Consider the following 15,042-nt stretch of genomic DNA (forward strand, 5'->3'; position numbering starts at 1 on the left):
CCGCGCCGCGGATGATGCCCGTGTTCAATCGACGACAACCGCTTTTTCGATGATGACGTCCTCGGCGGGCACGTCCTGATGGAACCCCTTCGAACCCGTCTTCACGCTCTTGATCTTCTCGACGACGTCCAAGCCCTCGACCACCTTGCCGAACACGGTGTAGCCCCAGCCTTGTGGCGTCGGCGACGAGTGGTTCAGGAAATCGTTGTCGTTGACGTTGATGAAGAACTGCGCGGTGGCCGAGTGCGGGTCGTTCGTACGTGCCATCGCAACCGAGCCCGTGACGTTCTTGAGGCCGTTATTGGCTTCGTTGGTAATCGGCGCATCGGTTGGCTTTTGCTTCATGCCGGGTTCGAAACCTCCGCCTTGAATCATGAAACCGTTGATGACGCGGTGAAACACGGTGTTGTCGTAATGACCTTTCTTCACATAGTTCAGAAAGTTTTCGACAGTCTTTGGGGCCTTTTCGGCGTCGAGTTCGAGCTTGATGACGCCGTGGTTCGTGTGCAGTTCGACCATGATGAATTCCTTCGCTTGAAAAGTGCCGCGCCATGCGAGGCGCAGGCGGTGAGTGAGCTGTTATTTCGCCGTGATCGTCGCCGATTCGATCACGACCGGCTTTTGCGGCACATCGCTCATCGGCCCGTGTGTGCCGGTGGGCGTGGCCTCGATCTTTTTCACGACATCCATGCCAGCGATCACTTTGCCGAACACCGCGTAACCGTTGCCATCGGGGTTGGGGTAGTCGAGGCCGGCGTTGTCGACGGTATTGATGAAGAACTGCGCGGCGGCCGAATTCGGATCGCTCGTGCGTGCCATGGCGAGCATGCCGGCAGCGTTTTTCAAACCGTTACGGCTTTCGAGTGGAATAGGCGCACGAGTGGGCTTTTCCTGATAGCTCTGCGTATAGCCGCCGCCTTGGATCATGAAGCCGCGAATGACGCGGTGAAAGATGGTGCCAGTGTATTGCCCCGAGCTGACGTAGTCGAGGAAGTTGGCGACCGTCTTCGGCGCTTTCTCCGGATACAGTTCGACTCGGATATCGCCGACCGTCGTTTTCAACAGCACTTGCGGGTGCCCGGCCGGGGCAGCTGTTTGGGCGAACGCAGGCGCGCTCGCAATCAGAGCGGCGCCACCGAGCGCCAACCAGAAGCGTTTCATGTGCATCCTCATGCGTGGAAGAAAACGAAAACCGCGCTCAGTTCGACGGCGCGACGTAAGGAGGGGTGACAAACGGGCTTGTCGCACCCGCGTCAGCCGGTACGGACATCGGCGGCAGCGTACGTACTGCGTCGTCCGTGGCCCCGCTGCGGCGCGACGCCTTCGTCGCAGGGCGTGGCGCTACGATTCGCTCGATGTCGGCGAGCCGTTGAGATGTCGCACCGCTTGTCTGCCCGATCTTTTGCGCGCGCTTGTACGCTTCAGCCGACAAGCGCAGATAGAGATCGCCGAGATTTTCATAGGCGAGGCCGTAGCCCGGGTTCGCTTTCACTGCCGTTTCGAGCGCGGTGCGTGCTTCCTCGTAGCGGCCGTGTTTCGCATAAAGCGCGGCGAGGTTGTTATAAGGCTCGGGCAACTCGGGGTATATCTGCGTCAGTTCGACGAATTGTTGAATGGCGTCGTCGTCGCGATGCAAGTGTGCAAGCACAGTGCCGCGCTTGAACTTTGCTTGCGCGTCGCGCGGATTCGAAGCGATGCGCGTATCGAGGTCCGAGAGGGCCGCACTCCAATTTCGGGAGGCGATCGACGCATCGATTTGGGGCGTGCCGTCAGTGGTGGGGCGCGGTGTTTGCGCATACGTCGCCGAACACGGCAATACCGCTAGGGCAAAGCCGTAGACAGCAGTTGCAGCGAGGGCCGCGGTGCGCCGGGAGCGGCCGCTTGGAGGTTTCATAGGCTAAGGTCGAGGTGTTATACTCCGGCCCATTCTAACAAAAGGTTTGCTCGTTTCCTCGAACGGCAGACTGTCTTCCACCGGTCGTGGTCGTCATTACCCCGATCGCAGCCCGGAGCGGCGCCGAGCGGATATCCGTTCATCGGCGCCGTTTGCAACTGCGGGCCGTCCGTGCGAGGTGCCTCGTGCGGTTCTGGCGAGCGCCTGCGCGCACGTCGCTGGCGCGGATGGCTCGGGGCTCACGCATCGTCTCTATGGAATCACTGCGCATCTACAACACGCTCGCGCGTGACAAGCAATTTTTCGTGCCGCGCCAACAAGGCGAAGTGCGAATGTATGTCTGCGGCATGACGGTTTATGACTACTGTCATATCGGTCATGCGCGCGTGATGGTCGTATTCGACATCGTGCAGCGCTGGCTGCGCGCGCTCGGATTTCGCGTGACCTATGTGCGCAACATCACCGACATCGACGACAAGATCATTCGCCGCGCGCTCGAGAACCGCGAAACGATCAAGTCGCTCACCGATCGTTTCATTGCAGCGATGCACGAAGATGCCGATGCGCTCGGCGTGGCGCGCCCCGACATCGAGCCGCGCGCAACCGATTACATCCCGCAGATGCTCGGCATGATTGAGAAGCTCGAAGCGAACGGCTACGCGTATCGCGCAACCGATGGCGACGTCAATTACGCGGTGCGCAAGTTCGCGCATTACGGCGCCTTGTCGGGCAAGTCGCTCGAGGATCTGCGTGCCGGCGAACGCGTCACGGCCAACGAAGCGAAAGGCGATCCGCTCGATTTCGTGCTCTGGAAGCGGGCGAAACCCGAGGAGCCGGCGGATTCCAACTGGGACTCGGCGTTCGGACGCGGGCGGCCCGGCTGGCACATCGAATGTTCGGCAATGAGCTGTGCGTTGCTTGGCGAGCATTTCGATCTACATGGCGGCGGACAAGATCTGCAGTTCCCGCATCACGAGAACGAGATCGCGCAAACCGAGGGCGCGACCGGGCAAACGTTCGTCAACTACTGGATGCACAACGGGTTCGTGCAGATCGACAATGAGAAGATGTCGAAGTCGCTCGGCAACTTCTTCACGATCCGCGACGTGCTCGTGAAGTACGATCCCGAAGTCGTGCGTTTTTTTATCGTGCGCGCGCACTATCGGTCGCCGCTCAATTACAGCGATGTGCACCTCGATGATGCCCGCGCCGCGCTGACGCGGCTCTATACGGCACTCAAGGATGTCGGCCAGGATGTGGGCGTGGCAGATGTGGTGGATTGGAGCGAAGAGCATGCCGGGCGTTTTCGCGCGGCGATGAACGACGACTTCAATACGCCGGTGGCGGTGGCGGTGCTGTTCGAGTTGGCGAGTCTTGTCAATCGCACGCGCGATGCGGCGCTGGCGCGGCAACTGCGCGCGCTTGCCCAGACGCTCGGCTTGCTGGGTCGCGAGCCGCGGGTGTTTTTGCAAAGCGCGGCCGGTGACGCGGGACAAACGCTGGACGAGGCGGCGATCGAGGCGAAAATCGCCGCGCGCGTCGCGGCGAAACAGGCGAAAAATTATGCCGAGGCAGACCGGATTCGAGCCGAGTTGCTCGAAGCCGGGGTTGCGCTTGAAGACAAACCGGGCGGGCTTACTGAGTGGCGCCGCGTATGAGCGTGATTCGCGCGACGCGCTAACCGACTCGCCAGGCAGGAGGCAAGATGGCAACGGCCAGGAAGGCGCCGGCAAAAAGAGCCGCGCCGCAACGAACCGCGGCGGTGAAAAACGCGGTGCGCACGCGCGGCGTGAGTGCGCCCGCGAGCAGCAAGCGTGGCAAAGCTGAGAACGGCGTCGACGAAGGCGCGCTGCGCAAGCGTGCGTCGAATAACACCCGTGCCTCGAATGAGGCGAACGGCTCGGCGCGGCCCAAGGCCGTGTCGGCCCGCGGCGCGCGCGCGAAGCTCAACGGCGCGGCGGTGTCCGATGTCAACCAGTTCCAAAGCGGCACGCGCGAGGGTGAGATCGTCCGCAAGTCGCGCGCCGGCGCGAGCGAGCAGGCGTCGGTGCCGGTGCAGATCGGCGGGCTCGAGCCAGCCGTGACGCGCCCGGCATATTGGGACCGCGCATGCGCCGATCTCGTGAAACGCGATCGCATTCTCAAGCGTCTCATTCCGCAGTTCGGGCCCGTGCATCTGATCAACGGCAGCGACCCGTTCGTCACGCTTGCGCGCGCCGTCGTCGGCCAGCAGATCTCCGTGCCCGCGGCGCAGGCCGTGTGGCAGCGCGTGGAGCTTGCATGTCCGAAGCTCGCGCCGCCGCAATTCGTGAAGCTGGGCTTGGAAAAGCTGACAGGCTGCGGGCTCTCGAAGCGCAAGTCGGAATACCTGATCGACCTCGCGCAGCACTTCGCGTCGGGCGCGTTGCATGTCGACAAGTGGATGTCGATGGAAGACGAAGCCGTCATTGCCGAGTTGACGCAAATTCGCGGCATCGGCCGCTGGACAGCCGAGATGTTTCTTATTTTCAATCTGTCGAGGCCGGACGTCTTGCCGCTGGACGACCTCGGACTCATTCGCGCGATCAGCACGAATTATTTCAGCGGCGAACCCGTGACGCGTAGCGAAGCGCGCGAAGTCGCGGCTAATTGGGAGCCGTGGCGGACCGTGGCAACGTGGTACATGTGGCGCAGTCTCGACGCTTCACCTGGACAATGAGCTATCAATAAACGCTGTTGATAGTTTGGATCGATTTTGATGTGCGCGGCGGCGGTTAGAATACGCGCTGCCGAACGCCCCCCAGGATTGCAACTTATGAAAACGACGTTTCTGGATTTCGAGCAGCCGATTGCCGAGCTCGAGGGAAAAATCGAAGAGTTACGTTTCGTGCAGGACGACTCGGCTGTCGATATCTCTGAAGAGATCGAACGGCTATCGAAGAAAAGCCAGCAACTGACCAAAGATTTGTACGCGAACCTGACGCCTTGGCAGGTTTCGCAAATCGCCCGACATCCGCAGCGTCCCTATACGCTCGACTACGTCAGCGAGCTTTTTACCGACTTCCACGAATTGCATGGCGACCGCTCGTTCGCCGACGACCAATCGATTGTCGGCGGTTTGGCGCGGTTCAACGGTCACCCGTGCATGATCATCGGTCATCAGAAGGGCCGCGATACCAAAGAGCGAGCCGCGCGCAATTTCGGCATGCCTCGCCCTGAGGGCTATCGCAAGGCCGAACGGCTGATGCGGCTTGCCGAAAAGTTCGGACTGCCGATCTTCACGTTTATCGATACGCCGGGCGCGTATCCCGGTGTCGGCGCCGAGGAGCGCGGTCAATCCGAAGCGATCGGCCGCAATCTTTATGTGATGGCCGAACTCAAGACGCCTGTCGTCGCGACGATCATCGGTGAAGGCGGCTCGGGCGGGGCATTGGCGATCGCCGTTGCTGATAGCGTGCTGATGCTGCAGTTTTCGACCTATTCGGTGATTTCGCCGGAAGGCTGTGCGTCGATCCTCTGGAAGAGCGCAGCGAAGGCGCCAGAGGCGGCCGAGGCATTGGGCTTGACCGCGCATCGACTCAAGGCGCTCGGCCTGATCGACAAGATCGTGAACGAGCCGCTCGGCGGTGCGCATCGCGACGTGAAAGGCATGGCTGCACTGCTGCGCCGAGCACTCGCCGATTCATTGCGACAGTTCCAGGGGATGAGCGTGCAAGAGTTGCGCGAACGTCGCTTCGAACGATTGATGGCGTACGGCAAGTTCAAAGAGACGGTGCCGGGCGCTTGAACCCGGTGCGCCGTTTGGTGGCCGCATGCGTAAGCATCCATGATTCGCATGAGGCGTATTGCACGCCTGCTGGATTGAACCCGTGACTTCTCTTCTCGACCCCGCCGCCGAGCGCATCGTTCTCGATGCGCTCGGCGGCGTGCTTTCGAGCGTGCCGCACGATGCGCGCGTTGGCATTGCATTCAGCGGAGGGCTCGATTCGAGCGTGCTGCTCGATGCAGCGGTACGCGTGGTCGGCGCGCAACGCTGCACCGCGTTACATGTTCATCACGGCTTGAGCCCGAACGCGAGCCGCTGGCTCGCACACTGCGAAGCCACCGCGCGCACACTTGGCGCTGGTTTCGATGTCGAACGTGTCGACGTGCGGCGTCGGGCAGGCGAGAGCATCGAAGCCGCGGCACGCGATGCACGCTACCGAGCGCTCGACGCGATGTGTATGCGCCAGGGGCTTTGCGCGCTGTGGCTCGCCCATCACGCCGACGACCAGGCGGAAACCGTCTTGCTGCAATTGCTGCGCGGCGCAGGTGTTGCCGGGCTGGCGGCTATGGCACCGCATCGAGTCGACGGCGCGGCAGCTATTCCTATTCCGCGCGTGCGGCCGTTTTTGCCGCTGCTGCGCGCGCAGCTCGAACGGTATGCAAGGTCGCGTGCGTTGCGGTGGATCGAAGACGAATCGAATGCCGATACGCGGTATGCGCGAAACGCGCTGCGTCACGATGTGATTCCCGCGCTTACCGTGCATTTCCCCGGTTTTCGAGACGCGCTGGCGAGAACGGCGGCGCATGCGGCGAGCGCGCAGCGCTTGCTGGATGACCTCGCGAAGATCGATTCAGAGGCCATTTCGTGCGAGGAGGGCGCTGCGCTCTCTCGCGAGGCGTTGCTCGCGTTGGATAGCGCGCGTGCTGCTAACGCGATGCGGTGGTGGATACGATTGGCTGGTCTGCCGGCACCGTCTGCCGCTCGCCTCGCGGAAATGCTGCGGCAATTGCGCGAGGTGCGCGCCGAACACGCGTTGCGCATCGAGCATGCGGGCCGTTGTTTGCGGCTTTATCGCGATTCGATCCATTGGGAAAGCATTGAAGAACGCGTGCCGGCCGCTGATCCGCAGACGACGGTTGCAATCAAGGAGCCGAGCGTCTTGATCTGGCGCCGGCAGGACGTTTGGCAGTTGCCGCAATGGCGCGGTTCGCTTGTATTCGTGCCGGTTGCTGAGGGCGAGGCAGCCAACGATGGCCAAATCGATTTGAACTTGGCCGATACCATTGCGGAAGCGTTGCTCGAAAGTGCGCCGCTTACGGCGCGCGCGCGCGTGGGCGGCGAACGGATGCGCCGTGCGCCCGGCGCACCGGCGCGCACCCTCAAGAATCTCTTTCAGGAAGCGGGCGTTCCGGCGTGGCAACGCGATGTGCCGCTCATTTATCTGGGCGAGCGCCTGCTCTTCGTTCCCCATCTCGGCCTGAACGGCGCGTTCGCGGGCGCTCAGCAGCCGAGCGGATCGCGCGGCGCGCGCCGACGTCTTGAATGGCGAGCGGATTTATTGATGGCGTAGCGGGGCGCTGGGCTCCGCTGGGCCGTTTGGTGCTTGGATACCGAAACTTCGGGCGCTTGACTTTTGGCGCGTCGATCGAGTACGCTCGAACGCTTGTCCGACCGGCGTTTGCAGCAGCTTCGGTGCTTTTATACGATCCGCGCTGCATCGCGCTCGATGCACGTACCGCCAACACTTGCCGCCATCTTTCGCCGCCGTCCTGCGCTCACGAGGCCGCGTGACCGAACGGCACATCCGCGGTTGCGGTGCTTAAGCTAGTCGGCGCAGCTATTCCCCAAGTTCAGAACGACAATGGCACTCATCGTACATAAATACGGCGGCACCTCGATGGGCTCGGTCGAGCGCATCAAGAACGTCGCCAAGCGCGTCGCGAAATGGCATAAGGCAGGCCATAAGATGGTCGTCGTGCCTTCCGCGATGTCCGGCGAAACGAACCGACTGCTTGGGCTTGCGAAAGAAATCACGAGCCAGCCCGATCCGCGCGAGCTCGACGTTATCGCCGCGACAGGCGAGCAAGTGAGCGTGGGACTGCTGTCGATCGCATTGCAGGATGCGGGTGTCGATGCGCTCAGCTATGCGGGCTGGCAAGTGCCGATCAAGACCGATAGCGCGTTTACGAAAGCGCGCATCAGCGAGATCGACAGCGAGCGCATCATGCGCGATCTCGACGCCGGCAAGGTGGTGGTGATCACCGGTTTCCAGGGTGTGGACGTCGAAGGTCACATCACGACGCTCGGTCGCGGCGGCTCCGACACTTCCGCTGTGGCGATTGCCGCGGCGCTCGAAGCCGATGAATGCCTGATTTTCACCGACGTCGACGGTGTCTATACGACGGATCCCCGTGTCGTTGAAGAGGCACGCCGTCTCGATCGCGTGACGTTCGAGGAAATGCTGGAAATGGCGAGCCTTGGCTCGAAAGTGTTGCAGATTCGTTCGGTCGAGTTTGCCGGCAAGTACCGTGTGAAGACGCGTGTGTTGTCGAGCCTGACTGACCCGATGATCGGGCTCGAACAGGAAATGAGCTCCGGCACGCTGATTACTTTTGAAGAAGATGAGACCATGGAAAAAGCAGTCATCTCGGGCATCGCCTTTCAGCGCGATGAGGCCAGAATTGCGGTGAGAGGCGTGCCGGACAAGCCGGGCATTGCGTATCAGATTCTCGGCCCTGTGGCGGACGCGAATATCGACGTCGACATGATCATTCAGAACCAGAGCGTGCAGGGCAAGACCGACTTCACGTTCACGGTGGCGCGCAGCGATTATCAGCGCGCGATGGATATCCTGTTGAACCAGGTGAAGGGCCATGTGAGCGCCGAAGAAGTGGTTGGCGATCCGAAGGTGTCGAAGGTGTCGGTGGTGGGCGTTGGTATGCGCTCGCACGTGGGCATTGCGAGCACGATGTTCCGCACGCTGTCGGAAGAGGGCATCAATATCCAGATGATCTCCACCTCCGAAATCAAGATTTCGGTACTGATCGACGAGAAGTATATGGAGCTCGCCGTCCGTGCGCTGCATAAGGCGTTCGAGCTCGATCAAGTTTGAGTGTCGGGCGGCGGATGCGCGGTGGTGCGTTGGCGGTAAAAAAATGCATCGCAAAAATTGACCTTCGTATCCGTTCCCGTTATTATCTTTGACTCATTGCGCTGCCTCCCGGCGCAACGGCGATTTTGGGAGACGTGGCCGAGAGGTCGAAGGCACTCCCCTGCTAAGGGAGCATCTGGGCCAAAACCTGGATCGAGGGTTCGAATCCCTCCGTCTCCGCCAGTGATGGCGGCAAAACCCCGCAGAACCTCGGTTCTGCGGGGTTTTTGTTTGTGCGCCCAGCATGGGCGCACTCCTGTGGGTGCAAGTCCCGCCATAAGCTGGTCACAGCGAATGAAGTAAAGCGCAACAGCGTGGGCGACCGCGTGTGGGGCGGACGCGTGGAGCATAAATCGTGAGCCGATTAGCAAAGAGCGCATAGAGGCGCTGCCAAGCAGGGCGAGCGGGCGAAAGACCGTAAAGTAAGGCTCTTGTGACCGAAGCGAAGCGGCGCAGATGCGGCGATTGTGCGATGAAGGAATGCTCCTACCTGCCGATACCTCGCCTCATGCCTGAAAGGGTGAAGGCGTCGGGCCGGAGCGAGGAGTCAGCAGCGGCCATAGTAGGGAGCGGGGCAGCCGGCGAGGCAGAAGCCGCGAACGAAGGGCCGAACGAGAAGGCGTGTTCAACGCCACGTCGACCCAACTGGCCCGGCGCCAGATGCTTGCACAAGGGGTTTTCCGCATGCCTCGCGCGCTCAAGCTCGTCGTGAAATGACAGAAGCGGCGATATCGCGGCGCAACGTCGGTCGGGTTGTGCGAAGTCGCGCACACAAGGGCAAGCGGGACTGCCCACGTCGTTACCGGAATCCTAATCGTCATAATTCGGGCTTTACTGCCTTTTTTCGCACGGACTCGGCCGCAACCTGCCCGCTCGCGGCTGGCGCTAGGCCGCCATTGAAGTCCTCTGCGGCAGCAAGATCTACAGGATGCCAACCCACAGCGAAACCCCGACGGCAATCATCGCGACACCGGCCACGCGCGCCAAAACGGCACCCGCCGGCCCGATCTTTTCCAGGAAAACAAACAGCGCCAGCACCGCCACCCAGACAAGATTCATCACCCCTACAACGAACAGCACGCACATCAGCGCCCAGCAACACCCGAGGCAGTACGCGCCATGACCCATGCCCATCCGCAGCGCGCCAGGCGCCCCGTCGCGCCAGCGAGTCATCAGGAAGCCCAGCGGACTTCGGCAGTGCATGAGGCACGCTCGCTTGAACGGCGTCAATTGGTACAGGCCAGCCGCGCAAAGAATCGCACCACCCACCGGTGGGCTTGACGCCCCCAATTCCGGTGACAGCACCGCGGCATGGTGCAGCGCCCACTGCGCAAGTGTCGCGCATGCGCTGAAGCCAACCCACACAGCCAGGTAACCCAAGGCGAACGTCAGAACGATGAGCGGCGCCCGGCCTACGCCCCGCCGCACATGCGCCGCTGCGAAAAGAAGCAATACAGGCATCGCCGATCCAGCCATCATGCCCACCATCATGACGACCCACATTGCGAACGTGAAGAAAACGTCGGCGGTCGTCCAAGGTGCCGCCGCCATCGACATGCCCATCTCCATCATCATTCTGTCGCGCTGTCCTGCCGGCAGCATCAGATGATCGAGATAGAAGAGATATCCCCACGACAGTGTCCCGACCGCGGCCACGCAACCCAGAATGAGAATGCGCTCGCGCCTTGAGAGGCTCGCGACCGAGCCAGGACTGGGTGCGCGAGAAGAGGTAGCCCGCTTATGCACCTTGCCAGGAAAAAGGCGCATATTGACCATTATTGTGCCCACTGACGTCATCCCACTCAAAGCCGAGCGCGTGGACGTGACTGCGCGAGGCGTGAGCTAGTGCCAAGCGATCGGCGGCCGGATGGCCGGTATTTTCCAGATGAAGCGGCTCGGTCGCGTTCGGATTAATGCCCATCGCGCCTTCAGCGGCCATGTCGACGAATTGCGGCGATGTGACAGACCACTTCGTCCCATTGCGGTCGAAGCGAATCGCCGCGGATTGGACCCCGACAAACGATCCGACGAGCGGCGACAGAGCCGCCATCGGTCCGCCTACCGTGCCGCTGGTAATTGCTGTGATCGCGTCGCGCTGCTCCGTGCTGGCCCGCTCGTCGACAATGAGGCCCACGGACCAGTTCCCGTTTGCCATCGCTTCTGGTGTCAATCCGAGAACGATGAACCCGAGACCGTCGACGGGAACCGTTTCGTACTGGCCGCGATCGATTTGGAATGCCATGGCAAACGTGCATGAGCCTTTGCTCGGCCTGACCGCCATCTGTCCAGGCAGGCAGGGGCAGATAAAGTCGCAACTGCATGTCTCGTAGTATTGACCGCTGATCTTCCAGGTGGGGGTTGCCATCATCATTATATGAACGCCTCCCGTTTGCGAAGGTTTTTCGTGTGTTGCGACTACGACAGGATGGGTTGCAGCTTTATATCCGGGCTTGTTGCAGCCCGATGCGCTGCGGCCCACCATGAAATCCGCTGACCCGCACCTCATTTCTCCGGCGAGCTTGAAGCTCGAGCGATGATTCAGGTTTAGCGAGTCCCGGTCCGACCTGTCTTGTCATTACATACGATTGCCAGCGCAACCTTTCGACGTGTCATCCTGTAAAAGTTGATCTTTCTGCGCGTCGTTCGCCATTCAAATCGGCTTCACGCTCACGTAACCTTTTTCATATGGCCGGTCATGTGCCAGGATTGCCCAGATCGTGCGGGCCATCTTGTTGGCCTGCGCCACGACCACTACATTCATCGGCCTGCGTGTCCTGATCTGCTCAAGCCACGGCCCCGGCTCCTTCGAGTGGAAGAGCACGCTGCGCGCACCGTGGATCAGCAGCTTGCGCAGATATGTATCGCCTCGCTTGCTGATGCCCAGCAACTGAACCTTGCCGCCCGACCCCGTTTGCCTCGGGACCAGCCCAATCCAGGCTGCGAACTCACGCCCGGATCTGAACGTCTTCGCGTCCCCCATCGTCGCGATCGCCGCAGTCGCCGTCAGCAGACCGACACCCGGTATCGCAACGATTGCCTTGCACGCCTTGTCCTCTTTCAGCCATGTCTGCAGGCGCCGTTCGATTTCGGCAATCTGCCGGTCCAGATCCGTCAAGCCGTTCCATTGCTCGCGCAGCGTGTCGATCAGAATCGTCGGCAGACGGTCCACCAGTCGCGCCAATACATCTGGTATCGCCTTGTCCAGCGCAGCTCGACCCTTGCCCATCACTTCACCGTATTCGGTCAGCAGGCCGCGCAGACTGTTGATCTGCATCGTGCGAAACTTCACCAGCTGTTCGCGCATCCGGTGCAGCCCCAGCACTGCCTGCTGCGTCTCGGTCTTCACCGCAACTGACTTGCCCGGTTGCTGCGCGGCCATCCAGATCGCTCGCGCATCAGCCGCATCATTCTTGTTACCCATCACGAACGCCTTGACGAACTTCGCCGGCATCAGCTTCACCTGGTGGCCCATCGCCGTGAGCTTGCGGGCCCAGTGCTGCGAACCGCCACACGCCTCCATCCCGACCAGGCACGGCGGCAGGTTCGCAAAATGCTCGAGAAACGCCGCCCGCTTTATCGGTTTGTTCACAATCTCGCCTGTCTCAGCGTCGATGTAATGGAGCTGGATCACGTTCTTTGCAATGTCCACACCAACTGTCGTAAGCTTCATTTCGGACCCTCCGGTTTGCCTGTGAAGACCTTGATGATCTTCCACCTTGGGCACTTCGATGCCGTCGGCCCGTGAGGGTCCACCCTCCTTCTTCGCTTCCACCTCTCACGGGTGGGAGGCGTTCATATCATTTCTCCGCGTCACACGAGTGGCCGCGCATCCCGCAGCATTAATGGGTTGAATGGCGAGACAGTTCCCGCTTGCGTTCGTCGTCCATGAGAGCAGCGCTGACTGAGATGAGAACAGGAGCCGCCACATTGAATATAGGCATAAGCTGATGGAAAGCTAGCCCGCGCCTTGTTTTTAGCGCTAGCTGCAGCCCCCCTCTTACATGGAAGGCCGTAAGCCCCCGACCTTCGCTTACCGTCCTCGAAGACCACACCTGACGACAGGCCCGACGTGGAATTCGGTCGAGTATGCACCGGCAAACGCAAGAAGGTCGGTTAACGTCCCCGCGTCGATGAGTTCGCGAATCGTCACTTTCATCCGGCTGCGGAACCATTTAAGGCTCAGACACTAGTCACGGGGCTTGCCGTTGAAACTCTCGTCGGCACCCCCTATGAGCCCGCGGCTTATATCCTGCCAAGTAGCAGCAACACAACGACGACGACCAACAGCGTACCGAGCACGCCGCTGGGCATATAACCCCACGAACGGCTGTGAGGCCACGTCGGCACGGCCCCAATCAACATGAGCACCAGCAATACAACCAGTATCGTTCCTAGCATGATGTTTCTCCTTGTTCCTTGTTTTGCCCGTGCTTTTGCGTGTTTGCCGCCGTGCTTTTCGCGGAGTACTCGGTGTGGGCTGTCTTTCTTCATAGATCAAGACTGTGTAAACGGATCGCCCATTTGGGTGGCGGCGCTCCCCACCAACGCATAGTCCGCCTGTCGAGCGAGAAAGCACCGGTTTCGCGCTTCTTATAGGCACGGTGCGCGCAACCTTGAGTGAAGTCGGTACGGCTCCGTACCCAATACAAAGCGATCGTTCGTGCTGTGCTTGGCTAGGATTCGAGGGCATCGATGCCTTGGCGTAAACTGGCAGGTGTTCGAAGTGGGTGCGCTTGATGTCGATGGCGCAAGCAAAGCCGTCAGATGACTAAGCATACTTCGGGATCAGGGTCCTCTGAATTGTCGATAGCGTACAGACGAAAGTGAGTGGCCCGGTTCATGCTGGAGCCGATACCTAGGAGACGGCCATGTGCATCCCACTTTCACCCGAGGTCGTGGAAACGCTCAGGTCGCTTGATCGAATTCCGGATTCGCAAGCCGATATACCGCGCCCCATAGCCGACGAACTATTGACTCACGGGCTCGCGTACGAGTCGCGCATCGACGGCTCGATCGGTATGACGGCCGCCGGTCGACTGTGGCTGAATCGGTGCGCCGGGTAGCTCGCACTCGTTAAGTGTCGAACCGCTTGGTTCCGCGTCAGGCGGTCGTCGCTATATGGTGCGGCCGATTTGGTCAGCACATTGGAATATCTTGAAGACACGGGACCGAAGTTTTACCGTGTACGACGTTCCATAGACATATGAGGAAATTATGAAAACCCAAGCGACCTGGTGGTTTCCGCTCGACCAATACGCGCCTGTGCGCGACGGATGGTATGAGGTTCAACTTGTGAGCGGGGATACGGCATTTGCGAAGTTCAGCAATGGCGAATGGACCGAAAAGCCCATGCTTACCTTTACTCGTTGGCGAGGCTTGCGCGCCGATCCTGCCAAGTCGGGCGAATCCGAGACAATTGCCGGGGATGCAATCGCGGCGGAAGGTGTCCGAGACGCGTGGGACGCGTTCTTTCCCGGGGTAGGCGACGAGCAGCACAAGCCACTGGCCTCCGGGCACGGCGACGACACCTGAGGCTGGTGGCGCGACGCTCGGGAGCCGATGGATAACCTTGTGCTCGCCTCGCCGGATAAAGCCTAGGGAACTCAAAGCAGATCATCATTCAGGTACGGAACCGTACTGACTTCCGATGCCTGTAAGCGCAGCGTTTTCTCGTGCGTTCAGTGCCGTTGTCAATGTGGAGACGGTTCACGCAATGGGTATTCCTGGAGCTTATCCAAGGAGGACATATGAGGAGGCGCCACACCCCCGATCGGTCTGGGGATGACAGCAAGAGGGGCACGCTTGTCGAACGCAACGTCGTTGATGAACCCGGTCATGTGCTCACGACCGCGAATGCACTAAAGGGCAGCAAGATCATCGCGTTGGACGGTGAGGATATCGGAAATGTCTTCGACATCGTGCTCGATTTGCATGACAGAAGAATTGCCTACGCGGTTGCTTCCAGCGGAGGCATTGGCGAGATGCTTTGCGCCATTCCGTGGAATGCGATGAAATACGATACCGGCGACAAATGTTTCCATCTCGATGTGACAGCCGCTCATGTCAAAGGCACCCCGGGCTTCGACGAGGAGCATTGGCCGGTGATGACGCGATCACCGTGGGGTTTGTCGCTTCACCAGTACTACAACCGGACGCCGTACTGGGTAGCCGAATGAGACCATGTCAGGTAGACCTTGCGTCAAGCCGACAGTCGCATGGCCACGAAATGGAGTATTCGAGTCGTCCACGCCA

At 60.6% G+C, this 15,042-nt stretch carries 14 protein-coding genes and 1 tRNA gene; 8 read left to right on the forward strand and 7 right to left on the reverse strand.

The window, feature by feature from the left end:
* Positions 1 to 24: 24 nt before the first annotated feature.
* Genes ACSQ20_RS07765 through ACSQ20_RS07775 form a run of 3 tightly spaced genes read right to left on the reverse strand, consistent with a single transcriptional unit; the run spans position 25 to position 1,894 of the window.
* Positions 25 to 519, reverse strand: coding sequence for a peptidylprolyl isomerase (locus ACSQ20_RS07765; protein WP_436018646.1), 495 nt, complete (start codon positions 517 to 519; stop codon positions 25 to 27).
* Positions 520 to 579: 60 nt separating this feature from the next.
* Positions 580 to 1,161 carry a peptidylprolyl isomerase gene (locus tag ACSQ20_RS07770; RefSeq protein ID WP_436018648.1) on the reverse strand — a complete coding sequence of 194 codons (582 nt, stop codon included), beginning with the start codon at positions 1,159 to 1,161 and terminating at the stop codon, positions 580 to 582.
* A 37-nt stretch (positions 1,162 to 1,198) separates the two neighbouring features.
* The gene (locus ACSQ20_RS07775; RefSeq protein ID WP_436018650.1) at positions 1,199 to 1,894 is read right to left on the reverse strand and encodes a tetratricopeptide repeat protein; all 696 of its coding nucleotides are present in this window, start codon (positions 1,892 to 1,894) and stop codon (positions 1,199 to 1,201) included.
* Between the two features lie 254 nt (positions 1,895 to 2,148).
* Between ACSQ20_RS07775 and cysS the strand changes: the two genes are divergently transcribed.
* The 6 genes from cysS (at position 2,149) to ACSQ20_RS07805 (ending at position 8,973) form a co-directional block, all read left to right on the forward strand.
* Entirely contained in the window at positions 2,149 to 3,552 is a 1,404-nt protein-coding gene (gene cysS / locus ACSQ20_RS07780) for a cysteine--tRNA ligase (RefSeq protein WP_436018652.1), read from the forward strand.
* A gap of 47 nt (positions 3,553 to 3,599) precedes the next feature.
* Positions 3,600 to 4,592 carry a DNA-3-methyladenine glycosylase family protein gene (locus ACSQ20_RS07785; protein ID WP_436018654.1) on the forward strand — a complete coding sequence of 331 codons (993 nt, stop codon included), beginning with the start codon at positions 3,600 to 3,602 and terminating at the stop codon, positions 4,590 to 4,592.
* Positions 4,593 to 4,688: 96 nt separating this feature from the next.
* Positions 4,689 to 5,660 carry an acetyl-CoA carboxylase carboxyltransferase subunit alpha gene (locus ACSQ20_RS07790; RefSeq protein WP_436018656.1) on the forward strand — a complete coding sequence of 324 codons (972 nt, stop codon included), beginning with the start codon at positions 4,689 to 4,691 and terminating at the stop codon, positions 5,658 to 5,660.
* An 82-nt stretch (positions 5,661 to 5,742) separates the two neighbouring features.
* Complete coding sequence (tilS, locus tag ACSQ20_RS07795; RefSeq protein ID WP_436018658.1) at positions 5,743 to 7,209, forward strand: tRNA lysidine(34) synthetase TilS; 1,467 nt, start codon at positions 5,743 to 5,745, stop codon at positions 7,207 to 7,209.
* A 291-nt stretch (positions 7,210 to 7,500) separates the two neighbouring features.
* Entirely contained in the window at positions 7,501 to 8,751 is a 1,251-nt protein-coding gene (locus tag ACSQ20_RS07800) for an aspartate kinase (RefSeq protein WP_436018660.1), read from the forward strand.
* Positions 8,752 to 8,879: 128 nt separating this feature from the next.
* Positions 8,880 to 8,973, forward strand: a tRNA-Ser gene (locus ACSQ20_RS07805).
* A 738-nt stretch (positions 8,974 to 9,711) separates the two neighbouring features.
* Here ACSQ20_RS07805 and ACSQ20_RS07810 read toward each other — a convergent pair.
* From ACSQ20_RS07810 to ACSQ20_RS07825, 4 genes are all read right to left on the reverse strand, one after another.
* On the reverse strand, positions 9,712 to 10,557 hold the full coding sequence (locus ACSQ20_RS07810; protein WP_436018662.1) for a DUF2182 domain-containing protein: 846 nt from the start codon (positions 10,555 to 10,557) through the stop codon (positions 9,712 to 9,714).
* Positions 10,529 to 11,161, reverse strand: coding sequence for a DUF1326 domain-containing protein (locus ACSQ20_RS07815; protein WP_436018664.1), 633 nt, complete (start codon positions 11,159 to 11,161; stop codon positions 10,529 to 10,531). Before ACSQ20_RS07815 ends, ACSQ20_RS07810 begins: the two co-directional genes overlap by 29 nt.
* Before the next feature lie 279 nt (positions 11,162 to 11,440).
* Positions 11,441 to 12,460 (reverse strand): IS110 family transposase, encoded by a 1,020-nt coding sequence (locus ACSQ20_RS07820; protein ID WP_436018354.1) that lies wholly within the window; start codon positions 12,458 to 12,460, stop codon positions 11,441 to 11,443.
* A gap of 572 nt (positions 12,461 to 13,032) precedes the next feature.
* Positions 13,033 to 13,188: a DUF3309 family protein gene (locus ACSQ20_RS07825; protein ID WP_436018666.1), complete on the reverse strand. Its 156-nt coding sequence runs from the start codon at positions 13,186 to 13,188 to the stop codon at positions 13,033 to 13,035.
* Positions 13,189 to 14,004: 816 nt separating this feature from the next.
* Here ACSQ20_RS07825 and ACSQ20_RS07830 point away from each other — a divergent pair.
* Together ACSQ20_RS07830 and ACSQ20_RS07835 are read left to right on the forward strand one after the other, a co-directional pair.
* Complete coding sequence (locus tag ACSQ20_RS07830; protein WP_436018668.1) at positions 14,005 to 14,322, forward strand: hypothetical protein; 318 nt, start codon at positions 14,005 to 14,007, stop codon at positions 14,320 to 14,322.
* Between the two features lie 215 nt (positions 14,323 to 14,537).
* On the forward strand, positions 14,538 to 14,966 hold the full coding sequence (locus tag ACSQ20_RS07835; protein ID WP_436018670.1) for a PRC-barrel domain-containing protein: 429 nt from the start codon (positions 14,538 to 14,540) through the stop codon (positions 14,964 to 14,966).
* The last annotated feature ends 76 nt before the right edge of the window (positions 14,967 to 15,042 follow it).

Source organism: Trinickia sp. LjRoot230, from assembly GCF_964253315.1.
Taxonomy (GTDB): Bacteria; Pseudomonadota; Gammaproteobacteria; order Burkholderiales; family Burkholderiaceae; genus Trinickia.